The organism is Neisseria sp. HMSC03D10, assembly GCF_001807625.1.
In the GTDB taxonomy this organism is placed as follows: Bacteria; Pseudomonadota; Gammaproteobacteria; order Burkholderiales; family Neisseriaceae; genus Neisseria; species Neisseria mucosa.
On record NZ_KV789531.1, the window covers coordinates 20,916 to 45,889 of the forward strand.

A 24,974-nucleotide genomic window follows, 5' to 3' on the forward strand; every position below is an offset into this window, starting at 1 on the left:
TTATTCTTGAATCTGTTCCAACCACTGGTACCATAATGTTGCACTTGAAATGCGAATCCAAGGTCGTCTGAAAAGTTTTCAGACGACCTTTTGGTTTTATTGGAAACCTGAAATTTTGGGTATATAAACCGATCTGCTTCATTTTTGCTGCAGTACCTATCCTCCGCAGCTATTCTCAGACAGGCAGGAATTCATCAAAATTCCAAGAAACAGGTATTTGAAAAAGGTTTCCGGAATTCAAAAGCAAATTCTCGCCACAATTTGTCCTTATGCAGAAAGAGACTGAATGACGGCTGATGACAGGTGTCGTATCAAAAACCAAATGACCCGGCTAATGCCGATCTGTAAAACCACTCAACCCATACAAACAAAAAAGCCGTATTCCCTAAGAAATACGGCTTTTTCAATATCACGACAAACTCGGATTATTCTTCAGAACCGGTGTAAGGACGGATGCTGACCGTTTTACGGTTCAGCGCGCCTTTGGTTTTGAATTCAACATAACCGTCAACTTTGGCGAACAAAGTGTGGTCTTTGCCCATGCCTACGTTGTCGCCGGCGTGGAATTTGGTACCGCGTTGGCGGACGATGATGGAACCTGCCGGAATCAGCTCGTTGCCGTAGGCTTTTACGCCCAAGCGTTTGGCTTCTGAATCGCGACCGTTGCGGGTGCTACCGCCTGCTTTTTTACTTGCCATTTGTAATACTCCTAAGTTTCAAAAATTAGGCGATTGCCACGATTTCGATTTGGGTGAAATTTTGGCGGTGGCCTTGGCGTTTTTGGTAGTGTTTACGGCGGCGCATTTTGAAAATGCGTACTTTCTCGCCGCGACCATGAGCTACTACTTTAGCTGTTACTTTTGCGCCTTCGATAAAAGGAGCGCCAACTTTTACAGATTCGCCGTCAGCAATCATCAAAACTTCGGTCAGTTCGATTTGGCTGTCGAGTTCGGCTGGTATCTGTTCTACTTTCAATTTTTCGCCAACGGCAACTTTATATTGTTTGCCGCCGGTTTTTACGACCGCGTACATACTCAACTCCATGAGAATTATGGTTAATATCCCGCACACCATTGTGCGAAACACGAGATTCTATTGCTATTTGCCTGTTTTGTCAAAGTTTATTTCGTTTGTGTGGTCAGGGTCGTCTGAAAGATGTGTCAAACGGGCTTTGCTGCTATAATCGCGCGTTGGATTGCCGATATTTTTATGCGGCAATATTATTTCCACCTTATACCCAACCCATTTATTTATACGGCAAGCCTGCTTCATTTTGCCGACTGAGAATGTGTTATGCTCGAAAACCTGCCTTATTTCCAACGCCATCTGCCTGAAGACCTTTCACGGGTCAATGAGGTGATCAACCAAGCGGTTCAGTCTGATGTTGCGCTGATTTCGCAAATCGGTACTTATATTATCAGTGCCGGCGGTAAGCGTCTGCGTCCGATTATGACGATTTTGGCAGGTAAGTCGGTCGGCTATGATGGAGATAAGCTGTATGCTTTGGCGGCAATGGTGGAATTTATCCACACTTCGACCCTGCTGCATGACGATGTTGTCGATGAAAGCGATTTGCGCCGCGGACGCGAAACGGCGAATAATCTGTTCGGCAACGCGGCGGCGGTGTTGGTCGGCGACTTTTTATATACGCGCGCTTTCCAATTGATGGTTGATTCCGGCAGTATGCGCATTTTGGAAGTCATGGCGGATGCAACCAATATTATTGCCGAAGGCGAGGTCATGCAGCTGATGAACATCGGCAATACCGATATTACCGAAGCGCAATATGTTCAAGTGATTCAATATAAAACGGCCAAATTGTTTGAAGCGGCCGCGCAGGTTGGCGCAATTTTGGGCAATGCGTTCCCCGAACATGAGCAGGCGTTGAAAGACTACGGCATGTATGTCGGTACGGCGTTCCAAATTATTGATGATGTTTTGGATTATTCGGGCGAAACCGAAGAAATCGGTAAAAACGTCGGCGACGATTTGGCAGAAGGCAAACCGACTTTGCCGCTGATTTATCTGATGCGCAACGGTTCGAAACAAGTGGCGGACGATGTGCGCCATGCTTTGGAAAATGCGGATCGCAGCAGTTTCCAAAAAATACATGATTATGTCGTCCATTCCGATGCGCTGACTTATTCGATTTCTGAAGCACGGAAAGCCGTTGAGCAAGCTGTGGCTTCTTTGGCAGTATTGCCCGATAGCGAAGTCAAGCAGGCGATGATTCAGTTGGCTGAGGAATCATTGGCACGGGTTTCTTAAATCCGATGAATTTCAATTTCGTCCCGATGTTTTTGGTGACACTGATTTTTCTCGGTGTCGTCAGTAACAACAACTCCATTACGATTTCCGCAGCAATTTTGCTTTTAATGCAACAGACTGCTTTGTCGCAATATATTCCTTTCATGGAAAAACACGGCTTGCATTTTGGGATTATTTTGCTGACAATCGGGGTCTTAAGCCCGCTGGTTTCAGGGAAGGTTCAAATTCCGCCGCTGTCGGAGTTTGTCAATTTTAAAATGATTGCCGCCGTATTAATCGGCATCCTTGTCGCCTGGCTGGCAGGGCGCGGCGTACCGCTGATGAGCGAACAACCTGTTTTGGTAACAGGTCTTTTGATCGGTACGGTTATCGGTGTGGCGTTTATGGGCGGCATTCCGGTCGGTCCGCTGATTGCCGCAGGATTATTATCGTTTATTGCAGGAAAAGTTTAACACGCTCGCCATAGTTCAACGGATAGAACGTATGCCTCCTAAGCGTAAAATACAGGTTCGATTCCTGTTGGCGAGGCCATCACTGCAAAACATGTCGTATTGAATACCCACCATCTGCAATCCGGCATTACCCAATTCTTGATTTACATTAAGGCCAAAGTAAAATTTCCTCTAGTCATTTACATCCTTCTTTTTTCTCCATCTATTTTGCTATAATCACACCCAGTTCTTTTTTTCAGACGACCTTACTCCAAGATCCCCTGAAACCTCCATTCCATTAAATAAAAAGGATGCCTTATGAGCTTACACAGCGATATTCTCGTCGTAGGTGCGGGACCGGCAGGACTCAGCTTTGCAGCCGAACTGGCCGGAAGCGGTTTAAAAGTTACCCTGATTGAAAAAAGCCCCCTGGAGGTTTTGCAAAATCCGCCTTACGACGGCAGGGAAATCGCGCTAACCCACCTGTCCCGCGAAATTATGCAACGCTTGGGCATGTGGGATTTGATTCCGAAAGACGAAATTTACCCCTTACGCGATGCAAAAGTCTTGAACGGGCAGTCCGATTACCAACTCCACTTCCCGCAACCGACCCAAGCGCGCGGCGAACCTGCCGACTGCTTAGGTTATCTGATTTCAAACCACAATATCCGCAAAGCCGCTTATGAAGTCGTATCCAAACTGGAAAACGTTACCATTCTGACCGGTACGGGCGTCAAAGAAGTCAAAACTTCCGAAGATGAAGCCCAAGTCATCTTGGAAAACGGCGAAGTTTTGAGCGGCCGCCTACTCTTGGCAGCAGACAGCCGCTTTTCCCAAACCCGCCGACAACTGGGCATTTCCTCCGATATGCACGATTACAGTCGCACCATGTTTGTCTGCCGCATGAAGCATACCCTGTCCAACCAGCATACCGCTTACGAATGCTTCCACTACGGCCGCACCATCGCCCTGCTGCCCTTGGAAGAACATCTGACCAACACAGTCATTACCGTCGATAGCGACAAGGCAGACACCATCAAAAAAATGTCTCCCGAAGAATTGGCAGCCAGCGTCAAAGAGCAACTCAAAGGCCGTTTGGGCGATATGGAATTGGTCAGCACCATTCACAACTACCCCTTGGTCGGCATGATTGCCCAACGATTCTATGGCAAACGCAGCGCCTTAATCGGCGACGCCGCCGTAGGCATGCACCCTGTTACCGCACACGGTTTCAACTTGGGCTTATCCAGCGCAGACCTCTTAGCAAAACTGGTTCTCGAAGCAGAACAACGCGGTCAAGACATCGGCGCCACCAGCCTGCTGGAAAAATACAGCACCAAGCATATGCTCCATGCCCAGCCGATTTACCACGGCACCAATATGCTGCTCAAACTCTTTACCAATGAAACCGCGCCTGCCAAAATCCTGCGCGGCTTGGTATTGCGCGCCAGCAACAACTTCCCGCCGCTGAAAAAACTGATTACCAAACAACTGACCGGCTAATCCGTTTAAACACATCAAAAGGTCGTCTGAAATGCTTTTCAGACGACCTTTTATATATTTTCCACAGCAACTTTGAACATATAAGGTTCCAAATAAAAAAGCCCCTGTCCGACAGAGGCTTTTCCATTTTCCAGAAACCGGATTATTTCAATTTGGTTTCTTTGTAAATAACATGTTTACGGGCAACCGGATCAAATTTTTTGATTTCCAATTTGCCGGGCATAGTGCGTTTGTTTTTGGTAGTGGTGTAGAAATGACCAGTACCAGCACTGGATTCCAGTTTGATTTTATCGCGCATTGCAGTAATCCTTAATTAACGGTTTAAATTAAGCTTCGCCGCGAGCACGCAAATCAGCCAATACGACATCAATGCCTACTTTGTCGATGGTACGCAATGCAGCGTTAGAAACGCGCAGGCGAACCCAGCGGTTTTCACTTTCTACCCAGAAACGACGTGATTGCAAGTTAGGCAAAAAACGACGTTTGGTTTTGTTGTTGGCGTGTGATACGTTGTTGCCAGACATCGGGCGCTTACCGGTCACTTTGCAAACTCGTGCCATGGTTAGTCTCCAAACTTCTAAAATAGTAAAACGCGATTTATACCATAAAAAACAGCGTTAGTTCAAGCATTTTGACAAAAAACCGACCGCCTGTCGGGATAAATCTTCCAAATGTTGTTTTCGCGAAACGCTTTGACCGCGAAACGAATGAGGCGAAATTATAGCGGATTTCCAAAGCTTCTGCATATGAAAAGGTCGTCTGAAACTGTCGTTACCGTTTTAAGACGACCTTTTCTCCTCGAATTAGCGATTCCAGTTCCTTCCGCAGCAACACTCATCAATGCCCTCCTCCGCCTCCATCGTGATGGAAAGGCGGCTTCGCCAGCCAAATAATGGGAATCATGATAATGAACAAGATACTGCCCGCCAAAAATATCTCATTCGAGCCAACGATAAAACCCTGTTGAGTAATGGTGCTGTTTATCAGACCGACTGCCTGCCCTCCGTTCAAACCCGCTTCCGCCATCTGACGGACTGCTTCGGCGGTATCCGGAGAATACGGCGTGATATGTTCGGTCAGTTGCGTATGATGTAAAGCCTCCCGCCGCTCCCACATGGTACTGACGACAGACACACCGACACCACCCATAAAGACACGCAGAAAATTCGACAAACTGCTTGCCGATGCGATTTGCGGACCTTTCATGTGCGACAGAGTAATGGTAGTCAGCGGCAGGAAGAACATGGCCACACCCAAACCCTGCCAAAACTGCGGCCAGACAACGCTGCTCATGTCCATTCCCGCATAAAAATCTGTCCGCCAATGAAAAGTAAAGGCAAACATCAAAAAACTACCGGTAACCAACAGGCGCATATCGATTTTATTGCCGAACCGCCCTATCAAAGGAGATAGGAAAATCGGCAGAAATCCGATAGGGGCAGCCGCCAATCCCGCCCATGTGGCGGTATAACCGAGGTTGGACTGCAACACCAGCGGCAAAAGCGTCAACGTTCCCATATACACCATAAACCCGAGCGAAGTCGTCAATACGCCGATGGTAAAGTTGCGGTTTTTAAACAAAGACAAATCGACAATCGGATATTTTTCACCTAATTCCCAAACGATGAAATAAGTCAAACATACCGTTGCAACGACTGCCAATACGATAATTTCACCCGATGCGAACCAATCGAGCTCTTTCCCCCTGTCCAACATCATTTGCAACGAGCCGATACCGACGATCATCAAAATCAGCCCAGTGTAATCAATAGGCGTTTTAACCGTATCGGTTTCACGGTCGCGCAGTTGCTGCCAGGCAATTACCGCAGACAAAATACCGATGGGGATATTGATGAAAAATATCCACCCCCAATGCCAGTTGTCCGAAATCCAGCCACCGAAAATCGGCCCTAAAACAGGGGCGACCACGACTGTCATTGCCCAGAGTGCCAATGCCAAAGTCCGCTTCTCCGGCGGGTAAGATGCCATCAGGAGGCTTTGGGACAAAGGAATCAACGGCCCCGCTACAAAACCCTGCAAAATACGGAAGAGCACCAAGGTTTGCAAATTCGGTGAAATACCGCACAGCCAAGATGTAATCACGAAGCCGATGACTGATCCGACAAACAGCCGCACTTCACCCACCCGCTTCGCAAGAAACCCTGTCAGCGGTACGGAAATGGCATTTGCCACGGCAAATGATGTAATCACCCACGTTCCCTGAGTCGTTGCCGCACCCAAATCACCGGCAATAACGGGGACGGCAACATTGGCAATCGTCGTATCCAATACTTCCATAAAGACGGCAAGGCTCAGCGACAATGTAACCAAGACCAACCTGATGCCTGTCAACGGCGGATAATTCATCAAAATCTTCCTTCACTGCCGACATTGCCATTCCCGCTTTTAACCTAGGCGGGGTTTGCCGTATCGACTTTCTCTTGAAACAGAATGAGCAAGTCCCTCATCCTGATCGCACTACTTATTTCACTAATTTGCCGGATATGAACGTTTCAGACGACCTGTCGGGATACCGAAGGTCGTCTGAAACAGGTTATTTGGCGTATTTTTCAAAAATCTTATCGATTAATGCATTAGCCGCCGCCCAATCTACGCTGTCCGTTTCCGGGGCTGCCGAATTTTTCACGGCGGCCGCCGTCATCGGCTTGCCCGAACCCGCTTCGGCAATATCGACTTTGACTGTCATAGAAAGACCGACGCGCAAGGGGTTTGCTTTCAATTCGTTAGGATCCAGGCTGATTCTGACCGGTACACGCTGAACGACTTTAATCCAGTTGCCCGTTGCGTTTTGCGGCGGCAAAAGTGAAAACGCGCTGCCCGTACCTGCGGACAAGCCCATGACTTTACCGTGGTAAACCACTTTTTTACCGTACAAATCGGCAGTCATTTCCACAGGCTGTCCGATTTTCATTTTCCGTAATTGCGATTCTTTGAAATTGGCATCCACCCACAAATCCGTCAGGGGAACAACTGCCATCAGCGCCGCGCCTTGCGAAATTCTCTGTCCGACTTGGACATTGCGTTTGGCAATCTGCCCGCCCATAGGCGCGCGGATTTGTGTACGCTGCAAATTCAGCCAGGCATCTTTAATCTTGCTCACTGCTGTTTGAACGGCAGGTTGCTCACGCACTGGAATATTGTTACCCAACGCAGCCTGAGCCGAAGCCTCTTCCGCTTCCACTGCTTTCAATGCTGCTTGCGCCTGAACGACCGCCGCCCGGGCATGACTCAACTCCTCACCGGAAATGGCATCCGTACCGGACAGGGCCTCCCGGCGCCGCAAATCTGCCTGAGCACGTGCCAAATCGGCTTTACGCAGCAACACTTGCGCTTTCGCCTGAGAATTGACTGCCGTCTGCTGCTTGTTTTGACGGATTGCCTGAATCAGCTCGTTTTGCGCCCTGTCATACGCCAGCTGAAAATCACTGTCGTCCAGAGTAACCAAAACATCGCCTTTTTTCACAACATCCGTGTCGTCAAACATGACTTTGCGCACTGTCCCGCCGACTTGCGGCGTAATCTGAACCAAATATCCCGCAACATATGCGTCTTCAGTTGTTTCTTCGTGCTGCCAAAACAAAACATAAGCAAATGCCACGCCAATAGCCGCCAAAACAAATAGCAGCGTAACCACTGCCATATTCCGCTTGCGCCTGTTCGGCATTTTGACCGGTTTGCCCGATGTGCTGGGAGTTTGCCCGCCGTTTGCTGACTTTGTTTCCATGATTTAATTTACCCGAGTATTAAACTAATAGGCTTTCTACAAAACTAACATCCGAATCTTGGATAAATCCGTAGCCGCTCCGATTTACCTTGATTTCAAAAACAAGATCAATCTAAGGATTCGCAAAAAACCTAATATCGAATATTATTTTATGTTTATTAAATAATAATATCTTATTGATTTAATTTAAACGTCAAATAAGATATAGGGAAACGGGCATTCTATATCCGCACCATTACTCAATCAAGTAACTATTTTAAATGAAATATGACAAACCATCCCTTTAATAATTTATTGTCATTTTTCTTTACTCAATATAATGATTATTTAGAGAATAATTTGCAGACATTCTAATCCCATACGGAATGTAAAACATATCTGAATTACGTTTCATTGTTGCTTACTTACCTCTTTTAATTTCTTATGAAACTATTTCAATATTTCAAATTAACATAATAAACATTTATTCCTAAAATTTAACTTTTTCCTGAGTCGGGAAAGTATCTGTTTCATAACCTTGCTTTTAAGCTGAAAAACATCTCCTACCCTCTTAGTTCTCTTCCAAATAACAAAGAAAAGCATAAGATCGTCTTTCCAAACAAAGAGGTCGTCTGAAACCTATCTTTCAGACGACCTCTTTTCTATTTCATTGTTATTTCAACAACGTATTGCCTCAACCTCAGCCTGCTTCTTGCAAAAAGCCTGCCAGTTCGGCGGTGTCGAGTGCGATCATCAGTTCTTCGTTAGTCGGTACGACCAAAACGGCGGGATTGGAACCTGTCGGGCTGATGATGCCTGAGTTGCCGTAGCGTTTTTCCATATTGGCTTTGGTGTCGATGTGCAAACCCAAATAGTCGAGGTAGGCAACGGTTTTGGCGCGGATGTTGCGGGAGTTTTCACCGATGCCGCCAGTGAAGACGAGGGCGTCTATGCCGCCGCAGGCGATCGACATGGAGGCTATGTATTTGGCAAGGCGGTAGGTCATGACTTCGAGGGCGAGGCGTGCGCCTTCGTGGCCTTCGTCGGCGGCGATTTCGAGGGTGCGGCAGTCGTTGGAGAGTTCGGAAATGCCGAGCAATCCTGATTTTTTGTTCAGCATTTCATCGACTTGCTCGATGTTCATGCCGGCATGGGCGGTCAGGTAGCTGTACACGCCGGGGTCGATGTCACCGCAGCGGGTACCCATGACGAGACCTTCGATGGGGGTGAAGCCCATGCTGGTATCGACGGATTTGCCGTTTCGGATGGCGGTGATGGATGCGCCGTTGCCGAGGTGGGCGACGATCATGCGCAGGTCTTCCAGCGGTTTACCCAAAATCCGCGCGGCTTCGGGGGCGACGTAGCGCATGCTGGTGCCGTGGAAACCGTAGCGGCGGAAGGCGTATTTTTTGCGCAATTCGCGCGGCACGGCGTAGGTGTAGGCGCGTTCGGGCATGGTTTGGTGGAACGAGGTGTCCATCACGCCGACGTTGGGCAGGCCGGGGAAGTGTTCCTGCGCGGCGAGGATGCCGCTGATGTTGGCGGGGTTGTGCAGCGGGGCGAGCGGGATGCAGGCTTTCAACTCGTCGAGGACGTCTTGGTCGATGAGGACGGACTCGTGATATTTTTCGCCGCCGTGGGCGATACGGTGGCCGATGGCTTTGATGCGGTCGTGCAGGCCATGTTTTTCCAGTTCGTTCAACAGCATACCCACCGCGCCGGCGTGGCAGTTGCGTCCGGTCAGGGGAACTTGGCGTTTGTTGCCGTCTTTGTTGAAGGTGATGACGGCTTCGGGCGTGGTCAGGCGTTCGCCGAGGCAGCTTAGGACGACGCTGCCGCTTTTGCGGTCGATAACGGCGCCTTTGAGCGAGGAGCTGCCGCAGTTCAGGACGAGGATGAGTTGGTCGGACATGATATTTCTCCTTGTAGTTTGTGGTTGTTTTTTTGGTGGGGTCGTCTGAAAAAGGATGGGCGTTGGGCGGGGGGTGTTTCAGACGACCTCTTTGGGCAAAGCTTATGCCGTATTTTCTATCGTCATTCCCGCGCAGGCGGGAATCCATATTTGCTCACAAGCAAGCTCTGATAAAAATCAGGAAACAGAATATCGACTGTGGATTCCCGCCTGCGCGGGAATGACGGCGGTTAGGCTATTCGACTTTATTGCAATCCTTTATCAAATGTCGTCTGAAACAGTGGACAGTGATGTCCGTCCTACATGATTTCAAAAACAATCATCGGGAACGCGCACCCGCCCTTCCATAATCACGCGCGCGCTGCGGCTCATGACGGCTTTTTTCACTGCCCAAATGCCGTCCGAACACTCTGCCGCCGCGCCGACGCGCAATGTGCCGGAAGGATGGCCGAAGCGCACTTCGTTGCGCGTTCCGCCGCCTGCCGCGAGGTTTACCAGCGTGCCGGGGACGGCGGCGGCGGCGGCGATGGCGACCGAGGCGGTGCCCATCATCGCGTGGTGCAGTTTGCCCATGCTCAGGGCGCGTACCAGCAAATCGATGTCGGCGGCGTTCACGGTTTTGCCGCTGGAGGCGGTGTAATCGGCGGCGGGTGCGACGAAGGCGACTTTCGGCGTGTGCGCGCGGGCGGCGGCTTCGGACACGTCGTTAATCAAGCCCATTTTCAGCGCACCGTAAGCGCGGATTTTCTCGAATTTTTCCAGCGCAGCGGCATCGTTGTTGATGTCGTCCTGCAACTCTTTGCCCGTGTAGCCCAAGTCGGCGGCGTTCAGGAAAACGGTCGGAATGCCCGCGTTGATGAGCGTGGCTTTCAGACGACCTATGCTCGGAACGTCCAGCTCGTCCACCAGATTGCCGGTCGGGAACATACTGCCTTCGCCGTCGGCGGGATCGAGGAATTCGATTTGCACTTCGGCGGCGGGAAAGGTAACGCCGTCCAGCTCGAAATCGCCCGTTTCCAAGACTGCGCCGTTTTGCATCGGAACATGGGCGATGATGGTTTTGCCGATATTTTTCTGCCAGATTTTCACCGTGCAGATGCCGTCTGAAGGGATTTTGGCTTTATCGACCAAGCCCTGCTCGATGGCGAACGCGCCCACGGCGGCGGTGAGGTTGCCGCAGTTGCCGCTCCAATCAACGAAAGGCTTGTCGATGGAAACTTGCCCGAAAAGGTAATCGACGTCGTGGTCGGCGCGTTCGGACTTGTCCAAAATCACCGCCTTGCTGGTGGACGAACTGGCGTTGCCCAAACCGTCTATCTGCTTGCCGTAGGGATCGGGGCTGCCGAGTACGCGCAACAGGATTTTGTCGCGCGCGCTGCCCGCTTCCCGCGCCGCCTCGGGCAGGTCGGAACGTTTGAAAAACACGCCTTTGGATGTGCCGCCGCGGTAGTAAACGGCGGGGATTTTGATTTGCGGCATTTTGGGGTTCTCCTTATGTAGCGTGGGCTCTGCCCACAATTTTTTACCGTATCAATTTAGCCTTTCTTTCGTGGGCAAAGCCCACGCTACACCTACTTTCCAGAAGTACATTAGGCGACCACTCCGACCAAAGCCGTTTGCTTCCGCAAACTGTCGGGGGTTCGGCCCAATCTACGGCTGCTGTGTTGTGATACGGCAGACTATTAAATCCCGTCATTCCCGCGTAGGCGGGAATCCAGACTTATCCGCACAGAAACTCATCGGATAAAAAGGTTTCCTCAATTCCACTTTCTGGATTCCCGCCTGCGCGGGAATGACGATTTACAGTAGATGCCTGCCATATCGGGAATTACGTGAATGAGCAAAATGTTGAACCCGACCCACGCTACGTCTGCTTTTCAGACGACCTCTAAGCCGCATTCCCTTCCAAAAAGTCCTGTGCAAACCGTTGCAGCACGCCGCCGGCTTCATACACCAGCACTTCCTCTGCGGTATCGAGGCGGCAGGTCACGGGGACTTCGACGGTTTCGCCGTTTTTGCGGTGGATGACGAGGGTCAGGTCGCCGCGCGGTTTGCGTTCGCCGATCACGTCGTAGGTTTCCGTGCCGTCCAGTTGCAGGGTGTGGCGGTTGGTGCCGGGTTTGAATTGCAGCGGCAAGACGCCCATGCCGATGAGGTTGGTGCGGTGGATGCGCTCGAAACCTTCGGCGGCGATGGCTTCCACGCCCGCCAGCCGCACGCCCTTCGCCGCCCAGTCGCGGCTGGAACCTTGTCCGTAGTCCGCGCCGGCGATGATGATGAGCGGCTGTTTGCGGTTCATATAGGTTTCGATGGCTTCCCACATGCGCATGGTTTCACCTTCGGGTTCGACGCGGGCGAGCGAGCCTTGGCGCACGCTGCCGTCTTCGTTTTTCACCATTTCGTTAAACAATTTCGGATTGGCGAAGGTGGCGCGTTGGGCGGTGAGGTGGTCGCCGCGGTGGGTGGCGTAGGAATTGAAGTCTTCTTCGGGCAAACCCATTTTCGCCAGATATTCGCCCGCCGCACTCGCCGCCAGAATCGCGTTGGAAGGCGAAATGTGGTCGGTGGTGATGTTGTCGGGCAGAATCGCCAAGGGGCGCATTCCCGTCAGGCTGCGTTCGCCCGCCAGCGCGCCTTCCCAATAGGGCGGACGGCGGATGTAGGTGGACATCGGACGCCAGTCGTACAGCGGACTCGGGGCTTTCTGCGCTTTGCCGGTGTCGAACATCGGTACATACACGTCGCGGAACTGCTGCGGTTTCACATATTCGGCAACGACGGCATCGATTTCTTCGTCGGTCGGCCAGATGTCTTTCAGGCGGATTTCCTTGCCGTCGTCTGAAACGCCGAGTACGTCGTTTTCAATATCGAAACGGATGCTGCCCGCGACGGCGTAGGCAACCACCAGCGGGGGCGAAGCGAGGAAAGCCTGTTTCGCGTACGGGTGGATGCGGCCGTCGAAGTTGCGGTTGCCCGACAGTACGGCGGTGGCGTACAAATCGCGGTCTATGATTTCCTGCTGGATTTTCGGGTCGAGCGCGCCGCTCATGCCGTTGCAGGTAGTGCAGGCGAAGGCGACGATGCCGAAGCCGAGTTTTTCCATTTCGGGCAACAGGCCTGCTTCTTTCAAATAGATTTCCGCCACTTTCGAGCCGGGGGCGAACGAGGTTTTGACCCACGGTTTGCGTTTCAGCCCGAAACGGTTGGCGTTGCGCGCCAAGAGCGCGGCGGCAACGACGTTGCGCGGGTTGGAAGTGTTGGTGCAACTGGTAATCGCGGCGATGATGACCGCGCCGTCGGGCATGAGGCCGTCTGAAGGCTCTTCGTAAGGCTTCGCCAGCCCTTTCGCCGCCAAATCGACGGTGGCAAAACGCGCGTGCGGGTTGCTCGGGCCTGCCATATTGCGCGTTACGCTGCTCAAATCAAACTTCAACACGCGCGGATAAACTGCGGTTGTCAGGTCGTCCGCCCACAGCCCGGCGGTTTTGGCGTAGGTTTCCACCAATTTCACCTGCGCATCGTCGCGTCCGGTCAGTTTCAAATAATCAATGGTTTGCGCGTCGATGGCGAACATGGCGGCAGTCGCGCCGAACTCCGGCGTCATGTTGGAAATGGTCGCACGGTCGCCGATGGACAGGCTTCTCGCGCCCTCGCCGAAAAATTCGACAAACGCCCCGACCACGCGCTCTTTGCGCAGAAACTCGGTCAGCGCCAACACAATATCCGTCGCTGTAATCCCCGCCTGCCGTTTGCCCGTCAGCTCCACGCCGACAATATCGGGCAGGCGCATCATGGACGCGCGTCCCAGCATCACGGTTTCCGCTTCCAAACCGCCCACGCCCACGGAAATCACGCCCAGCGCGTCAACGTGCGGCGTGTGCGAGTCGGTGCCGACGCAGGTATCTGGGAACGCCACGCCGTTTTTGACTTGGACGACGGGCGACATTTTTTCCAGATTGATTTGGTGCATGATGCCGTTGCCCGCCGGAATCACGTCCACATTTTCAAAGGCGGTTTTCGTCCAGTTGATAAAGTGGAAACGGTCTTCGTTGCGGCGGTCTTCGATTTCGCGGTTTTTGCGGAACGCATCGGGGTCGTAGCCGCCGCATTCCACCGCCAGCGAGTGGTCGACGATAAGCTGCGTCTGCACCACCGGATTCACTTTGGCAGGATCGCCGCCCTTCTCTGCAATCGCATCGCGCAAGCCCGCCAAATCCACCAGCGCGGTCTGCCCCAGAATATCGTGGCACACCACCCGCGCGGGATACCACGGAAAGTCGATTTCCTGCTTCCCTTCTATCAGCTGACCCAGCCAGCTTTGCAGCGTCGGCAAATCGACCTTGTCCGCGCGGTTGACCAAGTTCTCCGCCAAAATGCGGCTCGTGTAAGGCAGCTTGTCGTAAGAGCCGGCTTGAATGTCCTCACACGCCGCACGCGCGTCGTAGTATTCCAAATCCGTACCGGGCAGCGGTTTGCGGTAACGTTGGTTGGCAGCCATGTTCAGTTCTCCTGTGGATCTATTTTTCTTGTGGTTTGGGGTTTCAGACGACGTTTTTGAAGGGGTCGTCTGAAATCTTGGGAAATAAAAACTATTCAACTCGCTTCAACAATGGTCTATACAATCCATTGATAGACACAATACCGGCAATAATCAGAATAGCGCCGACAAAGAAGCGTCCTTCCGGTATTTCATTCAAAAACATCCAGGCCAATACGGCGGCAAATAATGGCTCGGCCAATTCAGTTACCTGCACCTTCGCGGCACTCAAATAATCCAATGCTTTAGTTGTACAATAAAATCCTAAAATCGTCGGCAATAAAGACAGTGCCAAGAGTGGCGGAATAAAAGACCATTGCCAATGTATATCCTCAATACCTTCCAATGAAGGGATAAACAAAAAAATACTTCCAAAAAACATCAAGATCCGTGTCAAATAAATACCGCCGTTTAAGCCGAATTTTTTAATCAAAACGGAAAAACAACCGTAACCCGAGCCCGCCAGTGCGGCATTCAGAATCAACCCTAAATTTCCTTCTCCAGTCCAAGAAATCACCGCGATCCCCGATACTGCCAAACCCACACCGACGACTGAAGAAATATAAATACGTTCGTTTAATAGTATGCTGTCCAATATCAAGGCAGATACGGCAGCCGATGCCATTAATACAACTACTACATTCGCAGCATTACCGTATTGATAAGCGGTGGTTTCAAAGAAAAACAAAGTGTAAATTCCGAAAAAAGCACAAATTGCTACTTTTAACAGCAACGGCAAGATTGCCTCTTTCTTTTTTGAAATATCCGCAATCTGTCTGGTAAAACCGGTACGGCAAAGCAAAATGCTGATAAACACAAAACCTGTCAAAGTTTTCAAAAATGCAATATGCTGAACAGACAAGCCCTGCTCCATTAATACCTTACTGAATATACCGATAGTTGCATTCAGAAGGGCTGCAGAAACTGCCAAAAATATTCCCATCAGTAAATCAGGCAGCTTCATATTTACTCCATAATACTTTCCACATAGTTACATTATTGTTTTTCGAAAAGAAAATCCCTCCAAAATCTTTATTTACCTCTTGATAATCAAACGCCTTTATTTCAGAAAGTTGCCGCGCTGCCTCCGCCATTCCCGCCGCGGCCTGTCCTCGCTTAGGCGGGAGCGGGAATGACGGCAGACGTTGCGGCTGGTTTTTCAGACGACCTTCTCTCTCTCGCATATTCCAACAGGCCGTCTGAAAAGCGGAACCGTAGGCGGATCTCAGTTTTCCGCGGGCAAAGCCCGCGCTACACGTCGTCTGAAATCCGATTGGCGCCTCCTACGGCTGTTGTCCGTCTCAGCGTTCCTCAATCTCCACAAACGCCAAGTCTTCAGGGCCGGTGTAGTTCGCGCTCGGACGGATGATTTTGCCGTCTTTGCGCTGTTCGAGGACGTGTGCCGCCCAGCCGGTGGAGCGCGAAATCACAAACAGCGGCGTGAACATGGCGGTCGGTACGCCGAGTTTTTGGTAGGACACGGCGGAGAACCAGTCCAAGTTCGGGAACATTTTTTTCTCTTCCCACATCACGCTCTCCAAGCGTTCGGCGATGTCGAAGAGGCGCATGTCGCCCGCTTCGCGGCTCAAACCGCGCGCCACTTCTTTAATCACGACGTTGCGCGGGTCGGAAATGGTGTAAACCGGATGGCCGAACCCGATAACGATTTCCTTGCGGGCGATACGTTCGCGGATGTCGGCTTCGGCTTCGTCGGCGTTGCGGTAGCGTTTTTGGATGTCGTAGGCAACTTCGTTCGCACCGCCGTGTTTCGGGCCTTTGAGCGCGCCGATGGCGCCGGTGATGCAGGAATACATGTCCGAACCCGTACCGGCAATCACGCGGGCGGTGAAGGTGGAAGCGTTGAACTCGTGTTCGGCATACAGAATCAGCGAAACGTGCATGGCTTTCACCTGCGATTCGGTCGGGCGTTTGCCGTGCAAAAGGTGCAGGAAGTGGCCGCCGATGGTGTCTTCCTTGCTTTCGACGTCGATGCGTTTGCCGTTGTGCGAATATTGATACCAGTAGAGCAGGATGCTGCCGAGGCTGGCGATGAGTTTGTCCGCAATATCGCGCGCTTCGCTGTCGGGGTGGCTTTCGCGTTCGGGATGAACGCAGCCGAGCATGGACACGCCGGTACGCATGACGTCCATCGGGTGCGTGTGCGCAGGCAGGCTTTCCAACACTTTAATCACGCGGATAGGCAGGCCGCGCATGGATTTGAGTTTGGCTTTGTAGGCGGCGAGTTCGAATTTGTTGGGCAGATGACCGTGAATCAGCAGGTAGGCGACTTCTTCGAACTCGCATTTCTGCGCCAAATCGAGAATGTCGTAACCGCGGTAGCTCAAATCGTTGCCCGTGCGGCCGACCGTACACAGCGCGGTATTGCCCGCCGCCACGCCGGAAAGTGCTACGGATTTTTTCGGTTTGAAGGTCGGGGTTTCGGTGGTTGCAGTCATGGTATTTCTCCTTTGTGTTTTATGGGTTTTGTGTTTTCAGACGACCTATTCAAGGTTGGGGGTCGTCTGAAAACGGTTTTTTACTTCTGAAACAATTTATCCAGCTTCTGTTCGAAGTCGTGATAATTCAAATGCTCGTAAAGCTCGGCGCGGGTCTGCATGGTATCGACCACCGCCGCCTGCGTGCCGTCGCGCATAATCGCCTCATAAACATTCAGCGCGGCCTTGCTCGCGGCGCGGAACGACGAGAGCGGATACAGCACCAGCGACACGCCGTTGTCCGCCAGCTCGCGCTGCGTATAAAGCGGCGTCGCGCCGAATTCGGTAATGTTCGCCAACACGGGCACTTTCACCGCGTCCGCAAATTGCCGGTACATCGCCAAATCCGTCATCGCCTCGGGGAAAATCATGTCCGCACCCGCTTCCACGCAAGCCTGCGCCCGCTCGATGGCGGCATCCAAACCTTCCACCGCCAGCGCGTCCGTCCGCGCCATAATCACAAAATCCTCATCCACGCGCGCATCGACGGCGGCTTTAATGCGGTCAACCATTTCATCTTTAGAAACAATGGCTTTGTTCGGACGATGCCCGCAACGCTTCTGCGCCACCTGATCTTCGATATGCACCGCCGCCACGCCCGCACGCTCGAAGTTGCGAATCGTGCGCGCGATATTGAACGCCCCGCCCCAGCCGACATCAATGTCCACCAGCAAAGGCGTATCCACATTGTCCGTAATCCGCCGCGCATCAATCAGCACATCTTCCATCGTGGTGATGCCCAAATCCGGAATCCCGCACGAACAGGCCGCCACGCCGCCGCCCGACAGATAAACCGCCTTAAACCCGCTCTGCGTCGCCAGCCGCGCAAAATAAGCGTTCACGCAGCCGACCACGGCAAGAGGATTCGACTCCTTCACAGCTTGGCGGAAACGGGTGCCGGCAGAAAGTTGGCTCATGGTATTTCTCCTTTGTAGATTAGATTTTTTTCAGTATCGACTCAGCGGCCCAGTTTCCGCAAAACTGAAACGAACCGTTCAAAAAGAAACAATGGTTTCAAAACCGTTTTCAGACGACCTTTCAAAACCCAAACCTACCAGGTCGTCTGAAAAATCAAAATCAATAAAAACAATCAGTTAACAACTTCAATACAAACAATTCGGCTAAGGTGGAGGTATATGAAATTTTTAATAATTTTTAAATTCGGAAAGGAAATAAAGCTGGAAAGACAGAATTTTCAAAACCCAAACCGTCCGCAGAAATGCGGAAATCCCGATTCGGGCGAAGAGCCGTCAGACCGCCGCGACTACCCAAAAGCAGACGACGACGGATGCGGCAGAGATAGAAGAGGATCTATAACAAGACGGAGAAGTTTGGTACAGATTCATGATAGGGTTCCTTTGTAGTGCTATGTAGTTTTTATAAGTATGGACAAATTTAAAAAATAATTTTCAGGCTGTCAAACACTTTTTCTAAAATATTTTTAAAAAATTCAATCATTAATAAACAATACTTCAGAAACAAAACCCCAAACTCCCGCCTCAAAACACCCCAAACCCTTAGCTGAAAAAGCCTACATCGCTATCAACCAATCAGAACGTTTTTAAACAATCCATCTCAAAAACAAATATAATTAATTCATTTATCAGGAATTTTTATTCAAGCACGAAAATAGGCATCCTCACCGCCCAAACCACCAGATTTTGCACCCACTCACTTTCAGACGACCAAAATCAGAACAACACTCTGATTTAAAAACAACAATAACAATATTTAAAAATGTAGTCATGTGTAGTTTTAAATATAAAAAGGTCGTCTGAAAATCGTAACCCTATGATTTCAGACGACCTCACCCCAGCCGTAGCGTGGGCTCTGCCCACGAAAAAAACGCCATATATCTCCCGACTCGGAAACCAAGCTATCAATCCCGTGGGCAAAGCCCACGCTACGATCCGCAGCAGTATCACGCGCCTTACCTATCGCCCCGACCCGAACTTACCTGTCAGGAAAAGTTTTTGTATTTAAAGGGAATTTGTTTGCTTATCTCGGACTCATGTTCATCCACCATAAAGCATAAAAGGTCGTCTGAAACCTATAAACACATGGTTTCAGACGACCTTTTCACACATTCCCGGTACGCGTTACGACGCTGTCTGATGCCGTTTCAGGCGCATGGCGAAAAACACCATCACCGCGCCCAACACTAGCGCGCTGCCCATCGCCAGATGGATGCCGTCGAGCATGGCCTGTTGCGGCGAGGCGGCGGAGGACAGTTTCTCGCCGATATTGGTCGCGCCGACGAAAAATGCCGCGCCAATCGCGCCGGCAATCGGGTTGATGGTGGTCAGAATCGCCGCGCCGTGGGGATTGAGTTTTTTCGGCAGCGCGTTCAAGCCGTGGGTTTCGCCCGTTACGCAGGCGGAGACGGACACCGCCATCAGCGTGAACATGGCGGTCAGCATCATGACTTGCGTGTCAATCCGCAAAAACAGCCACAACACCGCCAGCGACACCGTCAGCATCACCGTGGCGGGCAACACGACAAACCGTCCGCCCTTCTTGTCCAACAGTTTTCCGAACAAAGGCGCGGCAACCGCTTGGGCGATACTCGCGGGCATCAGAATCAGCCCCGTCGCCGTGCCTGTCAGCATCAGCACCTGCTGCGTGTACATCGGCATCATCAGTTCCAAACCTAAAAACAGGAACACCGCGCCCGCCAGAATCACGACGCAGTGGCGGAACTGCTTATACTCAAACGCCCGAAGGTTCAGCAGCGGCGTCGCCAGGCGGGACTGGCGGTATGCGAACCAGCCCACCAGCGCGACAGAGGCGGCAAACAGCAGGATAAATTCCGCCAGCGGCAGACTGGCGAAATTACTGCTCGCATACACCAGCCCGCCGAAGCCAACAATCGACAGTACGGCAGACAAAATATCAATCTTCGGACGGCTGATGGTGCTCAAATTAACCGTCAGATACTTGCCCACCAACGCCATCGCTGCCAGCATAAACGGCGCGGTAAAGCCGAACAGCACACGCCAATGCGTGTGGTCGATGATGATGCCCGACAGCGTCGGCCCTATCGCGGGCGCGGCGGTGAACATCATGGTAATCACACCCATTGCCGTTCCGCGTTTGTTCGGCGGGTAAATCGACAAAATGCCGTTAAACAGGAGCGGCACGAAAAACGCGGCAGACACCGCCTGCACCATCCGCCCCACGACCAGAATCCCGAAAGTCGGCGCAAACGCGCAAATCAGCGAACCCGCCAGAAACGTCGCCTGCGTAAACAACACCATCTTGCGCGTTTCAAACCATTGAATCACGCCCGCCGTAATCGGCGTGAACGCGCCCATCACCAGCAAAAAGCCCGTCGTCAGCCATTGGACGGTGGTCTTATCGACACCGAAATCCTTCATAATCGGCGTGAGCGCAACATTTAAAAGCGTGTCGTTGAGATAGCCGAAAAACGCGCCGATAAACAGCGTCGCCACAACGGTTTTGGCAGGAAAATCGGGATTGTCGGCATGGTATTCGTGAGCCGTATCATCTGTGCCAATATCGGAAGCGCGCATAACATCATATTGAAATATTTGAGGAATACGGATTTTAGCATGGATATACAAAAGGTCGTCTGAAACCCTATACCGGATTTTCAGACGACCTTTGAAGCTTGATACTTATTGAGATCTCTACAAAATTCACCTAAATTCCTACCCCGAACATTTAATGCACCGAGGTCATCTGAAACTACAACGCGACAATAAAATTATTGGGCATACACTCGATGAGTAGGAGCAGTTATCCAGGGCCGCATGGCCTCCTGCTGAGAAATGTCAGCCTCAAGATAAGTAATAAGTTTATTCGCTATAAAGCCTGTCCGAACCTGTTTTCGACAGAAATTTTTTATTTTAAAACAGCAGGTTGTTTTTCAGTAAGGTATTTCCAATAGCGCTGCGGCATTTGTTGGCGGTGCAACCGGGGATTGCGTCGGGATGGAATATTGCTGCTGTTGAAATAGTCCTGCCAAAGGGCTTGGTAACTGCGTTCGTTTTGGGCATACGATGTTTGGATGCGGTCGGCTTCAAGCCCGTTGATTGCGTGCAGGCCGTTCGTGTCGCTTAAGATGCCATAATGGCGCTGCATATCGAATATCGCCCATTGCTGTTGCGGGTAACGGCTGCGGAAATGGCGTGTAATCAAAGGCAATACGTCGTATTGAGGTTCGATACGCGCGAGATACAGACCGTCTGCCAGCTCTTCAAAACGGACAAACGCTTCCATCCGGTGTTTTTCATGTCCGACGGTTTTCACCCATTGCGCCCATTGCATCACATCGTAAAGACCGTAATCGCAGAGCACGTCTTTGCGCATCGGGCGGGCAAGCATCAGGCTGACGATGCGCAGAAAAGTGTCGGGCATCTCAGGTAGGGCGATTAAAAAACCATACAGCAGTTTGACCATACCGCTGCGCCCGATTTGCTGTTCGAGCCGTTTGAAAACGCGCTGGGCGCGTTCGGGGGACGAAGCAACGGTTTCATTGCGGCTGAATAAATCCGTATCCTGAGCATCATGGGTAATATGCACGTTTTCAGGAGCGTATTTACAGGCGTAAACATGAAACACGGTGCTTAACAGGCCGTCGAAGCTGCCGTCGTAGTGCAAAGTGATTTGCATAATGTTGACCTTTTCGTTATCAACCGAACAAATCGGTTTGCACGGCATCGCTTTGGCTGAATTTGGAGCGTGTGTTTTGTAAAAGCAGGCCGCGCAGTTGCGGGCTGTCGATTAGGTCGGCGTAGCGGTTGGGTTCGGGCAGGGTGATGAAATAGCGTGCGCGGTTTAGTGCCACGCCCATTTTGCGCAGGTGTGCCATGGTAATCATGCGGAAGCGGCGCGCCTGCACGATTTTGCGGGCGGACTTCACGCCGATGCCGGGTACGCGCAAGATGGTTTCAAGCGGTGCGTGTTGCAGCGGCACGGGAAACCATTCGCGGTGGCGCAGCGCCCAAGCGAGCTTGGGATCGAAATCCAAGTCGAGAAAAGGTTGCTGTTCGTCTAAGATTTCATGATCGGAAAAGCCATAAAAACGCATCAGCCAATCTGCCTGATAGAGCCGGTTTTCGCGCCGCAGCGGCACTTGTGTCGATAAAGGCGGCAGGCGTTTGTCTTCCAATACCGGTACATAGCCCGAGTAATACACGCGTTTGAGACCGTAATGGCGGTAAAACCCGCCAGCGGCGCGGATGATTTGGCGGTCAGTTTCGCCTGCCGCGCCGATAATAAACTGTGTGCTTTGCCCTGCTGGGGCGAACTTGGGCGTGGATTTGATGGTTTTGCGGCTGTCGGCAAAGGCGGTGATTTCGTTGCGGACAAACGCCATCGGCTGCGTCATATCGCTGTGGTTTTTTTCGGGCGCGAGCAGCTTGAGGCCGGAAACGGTGGGAATTTCCATGTTGACGCTGAGGCGGTCGGCATACAGCCCGGCTTCGTGCAGAATTTCGGCAGACGCTTTGGGAATGGTTTTGAGGTGGATGTAGCCGTGGAATCCGTGTTCTTCGCGCAGTTTTTTAGCAATCCGCACCAAGCGTTCCATGGTGTAATCGGCGTTTTTGAAGATGCCGGAACTCAAAAACAGCCCTTCGATATAGTTGCGGCGGTAAAAGCTCATGGTCAAATCCACCACTTCATCGACCGTAAACGCCGCGCGCGGAATATCGTTGCTGCGGCGGGAAGCGCAATAAGCGCAGTCGTAGATGCAATGGTTGGTCAGCAGGATTTTCAGCAGCGATACACAGCGGCCGTCTTCAGTGAAACTGTGGCAGATGCCCGCACGCGAAGAGTTGCCCAAGCCTTGCCCGCCGTTGCCGCGCGAACCGCCGCTCGACGAGCAGGAAACATCATATTTGGCGGCATCGGCTAAAATTTCGAGTTTGCGGCTGATTTTTTGATAATCCATAGCTTATCTGTTATTAGAGAAAGTTAAGTTTTTTTATTATAATTGTAAGATTTTATTTAGTCAGCTAAATTTTTCCTTAATTTGAAGGATGATTCAGACAGACATGATGCCTGTCTAAGCATTTATGAAGGTTTGTAACGCGACAGAATGCTACGTTTTGGATTGAAAGCAAAATGCAAGATATTCGGGTTAAGCAGGAGTATGATGAAAAACGCGCCGATAAACAGCGTCGCCACAATGGTTTTAGAGGGGAAGTCGGGATTTTCGGCGTGGTATTCGTGAGCCATATTGTCTGAGTCAATATCGGAAGCGTTAATATCAATATATTGAAATATTTTAGGAATATGGATTTTAGTACGAATATGCAAAAGGTCGTCTGAAACCCGATACCGGATTTTCAGACGACCTTTGAAGCTTGATGATTATTTTCCCGAATGCCGTTTTACCAGCTTCGTCCAGTTGATATAGCCGTAAACCGAATTGCACAAATACATGACGTACATCAGCAAAAGCGGCAGGCTCGTTTCTCCATTTTTGAACCATGCCGCTGCCCACAGCGAAATCGTCAGGATATTGACCACAATCCACAATGCCCATTGCTCGCGGTAGCGCAGAATCATCAAAACCTGAGCTACAATCGACACGACGACCGTTACGCCGTCGAGGGTCGGCAACGCGCTGCCTAAGTGGTGCAGCCATTCGATGTAGACCGACGTTCCGACGACAGATGCGGCAACCACCAGCAGCCACTGTCTGACCGTCAACGCCTTCGCCTTCACTTCCTCCGTTTCCGCCGTTTCGCCCAGCGCCATATGTTTGCGCCACATAGCGAAACCGACAAACTGGACAGGCACATATACCAATAAATTCAGCATCATCTCGCCGTAGAGCTTAAACGTATAAGAAACATAAGCATACAGCGATACGGAAATCAGCCCGAACAAATAATTGCTGATTTTGCCCTTACCGACGAAGACGACGCACAAAATGCCCGTTACCGCCGCAATGCTCGCCAGCCATGAGTCGGGATTGAAGACGAACACGACCGCCTGTATTCCCAAAAACATCAGCAGCCACACCGCTTCGAAATGCGTCCAACCGCCGAACAATTCGCGTTTCCACCAGTCTAATGACATGATTTTTCCCTCTTTTTTCTTTATTGATGCTCGATGTGGGATGCCTCTCAAACCTAAAAATCCATCCCATATTGCATATGTTTTACATTATGCGTAAGTTTCAATTCGCACGCAATAAAACAATTACTAAAGTTATATATCTAATTAAAACTGTTGCCCAAGGAATACAGTGAATCCGAAAAAAACAAGGCTTTCCATCTGTCGATATGTCTTCAAGCAACTGAATTTTTATCAAAATTCCCATAACAACCGCAAAGAAACGAAATCTCAGCGTGTACGACCTGCCCGTAGATAAAGCCGCCTTAACGCGATGCCCTAATCTTGACCGTTATCCGCGCCCATTTTAAAATGAATTTACGAATCGTTTTTATTTTTACACAATCAGGAGAAAATTTATGGCAAAAAAAGTCAGCATTTTAGTAGGCAGCCTGCGCAAAGGATCGTTCGCCCGCAAAGTGGCACAAAACGTCATCCCCATGTTCCCCGAAGGCTACGAAGCCCAAATCGTCGAAATCGGCGGCTTGCCGCTCTACAATTTCGACTACGACGACCCCGCCGAAACCGACTTCCCCACGCCCGAAAGCTATACCGCCTTCCGCGAAACCATCAAAGCTTCCGACGGCGTATTGTTCGTTACCCCCGAAAACAACCGCACCGTCCCCGCCTGTCTGAAAAACGCGGTAGACATCGGCTCCAAGCCCAACGCCGACGTCGCATGGAAAAACACGCCTGCAGGCATCATCAGCCATTCCGTCGGTAAAATGGGCGGTTACAGTTCGCAAAAAAACCTGCGCCTTGCCTTGTCCTACTTCAATATGCCGCTGACCGGACAGCCCGAAGTCTTCCTCGGCAACTCCCCCACCCTGTTTGACGACAACGGCAAACTCATCGAATCGGCACGCAGCTTCGTCCAAGGCTATATCGATCAACTCGTCGCCCTGATCGAGAAAAATCCCAAATAAGCCGTCATCTATTCCGTCAGAGCATTTCTATAAAAAAAGGTCGTCTGAAAACCCATACCGAAGGTTTTCAGACGACCTTTCTATCCCGC

The 24,974-nt window shown here is 51.1% G+C and carries 21 protein-coding genes, 1 tRNA gene and 1 pseudogene; 5 read left to right on the plus strand and 18 right to left on the minus strand.

The window, feature by feature from the left end; genetic code table 11:
- Positions 1-425: 425 nt before the first annotated feature.
- Positions 426-698 carry a 50S ribosomal protein L27 gene (gene rpmA, locus HMPREF3066_RS05365; RefSeq protein ID WP_002212328.1) on the minus strand — a complete coding sequence of 91 codons (273 nt, stop codon included), beginning with the start codon at positions 696-698 and terminating at the stop codon, positions 426-428.
- A gap of 25 nt (positions 699-723) precedes the next feature.
- Positions 724-1,032, minus strand: a complete 309-nt coding sequence (rplU, locus tag HMPREF3066_RS05370; protein WP_003763980.1) for a 50S ribosomal protein L21 — start codon at positions 1,030-1,032, stop codon at positions 724-726.
- 261 nt (positions 1,033-1,293) lie between these two features.
- Here rplU and HMPREF3066_RS05375 point away from each other — a divergent pair, with 261 nt between their 5' ends.
- From HMPREF3066_RS05375 to ubiM, 4 genes are all read left to right on the plus strand, one after another.
- Complete coding sequence (locus tag HMPREF3066_RS05375) at positions 1,294-2,268, plus strand: polyprenyl synthetase family protein (RefSeq protein ID WP_070440972.1); 975 nt, start codon at positions 1,294-1,296, stop codon at positions 2,266-2,268.
- Positions 2,269-2,273: 5 nt separating this feature from the next.
- Complete coding sequence (locus HMPREF3066_RS05380; protein WP_019271144.1) at positions 2,274-2,720, plus strand: DUF441 domain-containing protein; 447 nt, start codon at positions 2,274-2,276, stop codon at positions 2,718-2,720.
- A 4-nt stretch (positions 2,721-2,724) separates the two neighbouring features.
- Positions 2,725-2,799: transfer RNA gene (locus HMPREF3066_RS05385), tRNA-Arg, on the plus strand.
- A 218-nt stretch (positions 2,800-3,017) separates the two neighbouring features.
- A complete protein-coding gene (gene ubiM, locus HMPREF3066_RS05390) occupies positions 3,018-4,202 on the plus strand; it encodes a 5-demethoxyubiquinol-8 5-hydroxylase UbiM (protein ID WP_045073143.1) in 1,185 nt (394 codons plus the stop codon).
- Positions 4,203-4,344: 142 nt separating this feature from the next.
- Here ubiM and rpmG read toward each other — a convergent pair whose 3' ends face one another.
- The 16 genes and pseudogenes from rpmG to pnuC all read right to left on the minus strand — a co-directional run bounded on the left by rpmG (position 4,345) and on the right by pnuC (position 23,923).
- Positions 4,345-4,500, minus strand: a complete 156-nt coding sequence (rpmG, locus tag HMPREF3066_RS05395; RefSeq protein ID WP_003684373.1) for a 50S ribosomal protein L33 — start codon at positions 4,498-4,500, stop codon at positions 4,345-4,347.
- Between the two features lie 28 nt (positions 4,501-4,528).
- Entirely contained in the window at positions 4,529-4,762 is a 234-nt protein-coding gene (gene rpmB, locus HMPREF3066_RS05400; RefSeq protein ID WP_002216391.1) for a 50S ribosomal protein L28, read from the minus strand.
- Between the two features lie 277 nt (positions 4,763-5,039).
- Entirely contained in the window at positions 5,040-6,569 is a 1,530-nt protein-coding gene (locus HMPREF3066_RS05405; protein WP_070440975.1) for a DHA2 family efflux MFS transporter permease subunit, read from the minus strand.
- Between the two features lie 187 nt (positions 6,570-6,756).
- Positions 6,757-7,887 (minus strand): HlyD/EmrA/EmrK family protein, encoded by a 1,131-nt coding sequence (locus tag HMPREF3066_RS05410; RefSeq protein WP_029609817.1) that lies wholly within the window; start codon positions 7,885-7,887, stop codon positions 6,757-6,759.
- A 739-nt stretch (positions 7,888-8,626) separates the two neighbouring features.
- Positions 8,627-9,838 (minus strand): acetate kinase, encoded by a 1,212-nt coding sequence (locus HMPREF3066_RS05415; RefSeq protein WP_070440978.1) that lies wholly within the window; start codon positions 9,836-9,838, stop codon positions 8,627-8,629.
- A gap of 309 nt (positions 9,839-10,147) precedes the next feature.
- Positions 10,148-11,317 carry a 2-methylaconitate cis-trans isomerase PrpF gene (prpF, locus tag HMPREF3066_RS05425; protein WP_070440985.1) on the minus strand — a complete coding sequence of 390 codons (1,170 nt, stop codon included), beginning with the start codon at positions 11,315-11,317 and terminating at the stop codon, positions 10,148-10,150.
- 409 nt (positions 11,318-11,726) lie between these two features.
- Positions 11,727-14,336 carry a Fe/S-dependent 2-methylisocitrate dehydratase AcnD gene (gene acnD / locus HMPREF3066_RS05430; protein WP_070440988.1) on the minus strand — a complete coding sequence of 870 codons (2,610 nt, stop codon included), beginning with the start codon at positions 14,334-14,336 and terminating at the stop codon, positions 11,727-11,729.
- A gap of 91 nt (positions 14,337-14,427) precedes the next feature.
- Positions 14,428-15,339: a DMT family transporter gene (locus tag HMPREF3066_RS05435; RefSeq protein ID WP_070440991.1), complete on the minus strand. Its 912-nt coding sequence runs from the start codon at positions 15,337-15,339 to the stop codon at positions 14,428-14,430.
- Positions 15,326-15,559 (minus strand): hypothetical protein, encoded by a 234-nt coding sequence (locus HMPREF3066_RS13530; protein WP_321178911.1) that lies wholly within the window; start codon positions 15,557-15,559, stop codon positions 15,326-15,328. Before HMPREF3066_RS13530 ends, HMPREF3066_RS05435 begins: the two co-directional genes overlap by 14 nt.
- A gap of 117 nt (positions 15,560-15,676) precedes the next feature.
- Positions 15,677-16,831 carry a bifunctional 2-methylcitrate synthase/citrate synthase gene (gene prpC / locus HMPREF3066_RS05445; RefSeq protein ID WP_070440994.1) on the minus strand — a complete coding sequence of 385 codons (1,155 nt, stop codon included), beginning with the start codon at positions 16,829-16,831 and terminating at the stop codon, positions 15,677-15,679.
- 80 nt (positions 16,832-16,911) lie between these two features.
- Entirely contained in the window at positions 16,912-17,787 is an 876-nt protein-coding gene (gene prpB / locus HMPREF3066_RS05450; RefSeq protein ID WP_049230037.1) for a methylisocitrate lyase, read from the minus strand.
- Positions 17,788-18,969: 1,182 nt separating this feature from the next.
- On the minus strand, positions 18,970-20,403 hold the full coding sequence (locus tag HMPREF3066_RS05455; RefSeq protein WP_070440997.1) for an MFS transporter: 1,434 nt from the start codon (positions 20,401-20,403) through the stop codon (positions 18,970-18,972).
- A 331-nt stretch (positions 20,404-20,734) separates the two neighbouring features.
- Positions 20,735-21,505 (minus strand): TIGR03915 family putative DNA repair protein, encoded by a 771-nt coding sequence (locus tag HMPREF3066_RS05460; RefSeq protein ID WP_070441000.1) that lies wholly within the window; start codon positions 21,503-21,505, stop codon positions 20,735-20,737.
- Positions 21,506-21,524: 19 nt separating this feature from the next.
- A complete protein-coding gene (locus HMPREF3066_RS05465) occupies positions 21,525-22,787 on the minus strand; it encodes a putative DNA modification/repair radical SAM protein (protein WP_070441003.1) in 1,263 nt (420 codons plus the stop codon).
- Positions 22,788-22,945: 158 nt separating this feature from the next.
- Positions 22,946-23,104 (minus strand): annotated as a pseudogene (locus tag HMPREF3066_RS12780) (MFS transporter); the annotation flags it as partial.
- Positions 23,105-23,209: 105 nt separating this feature from the next.
- Complete coding sequence (pnuC, locus tag HMPREF3066_RS05470; protein ID WP_070441006.1) at positions 23,210-23,923, minus strand: nicotinamide riboside transporter PnuC; 714 nt, start codon at positions 23,921-23,923, stop codon at positions 23,210-23,212.
- Between the two features lie 395 nt (positions 23,924-24,318).
- Here pnuC and HMPREF3066_RS05475 point away from each other — a divergent pair, with 395 nt between their 5' ends.
- The gene (locus HMPREF3066_RS05475) at positions 24,319-24,885 is read left to right on the plus strand and encodes an NADPH-dependent FMN reductase (RefSeq protein WP_070441009.1); all 567 of its coding nucleotides are present in this window, start codon (positions 24,319-24,321) and stop codon (positions 24,883-24,885) included.
- Positions 24,886-24,974: the final 89 nt, after the last annotated feature.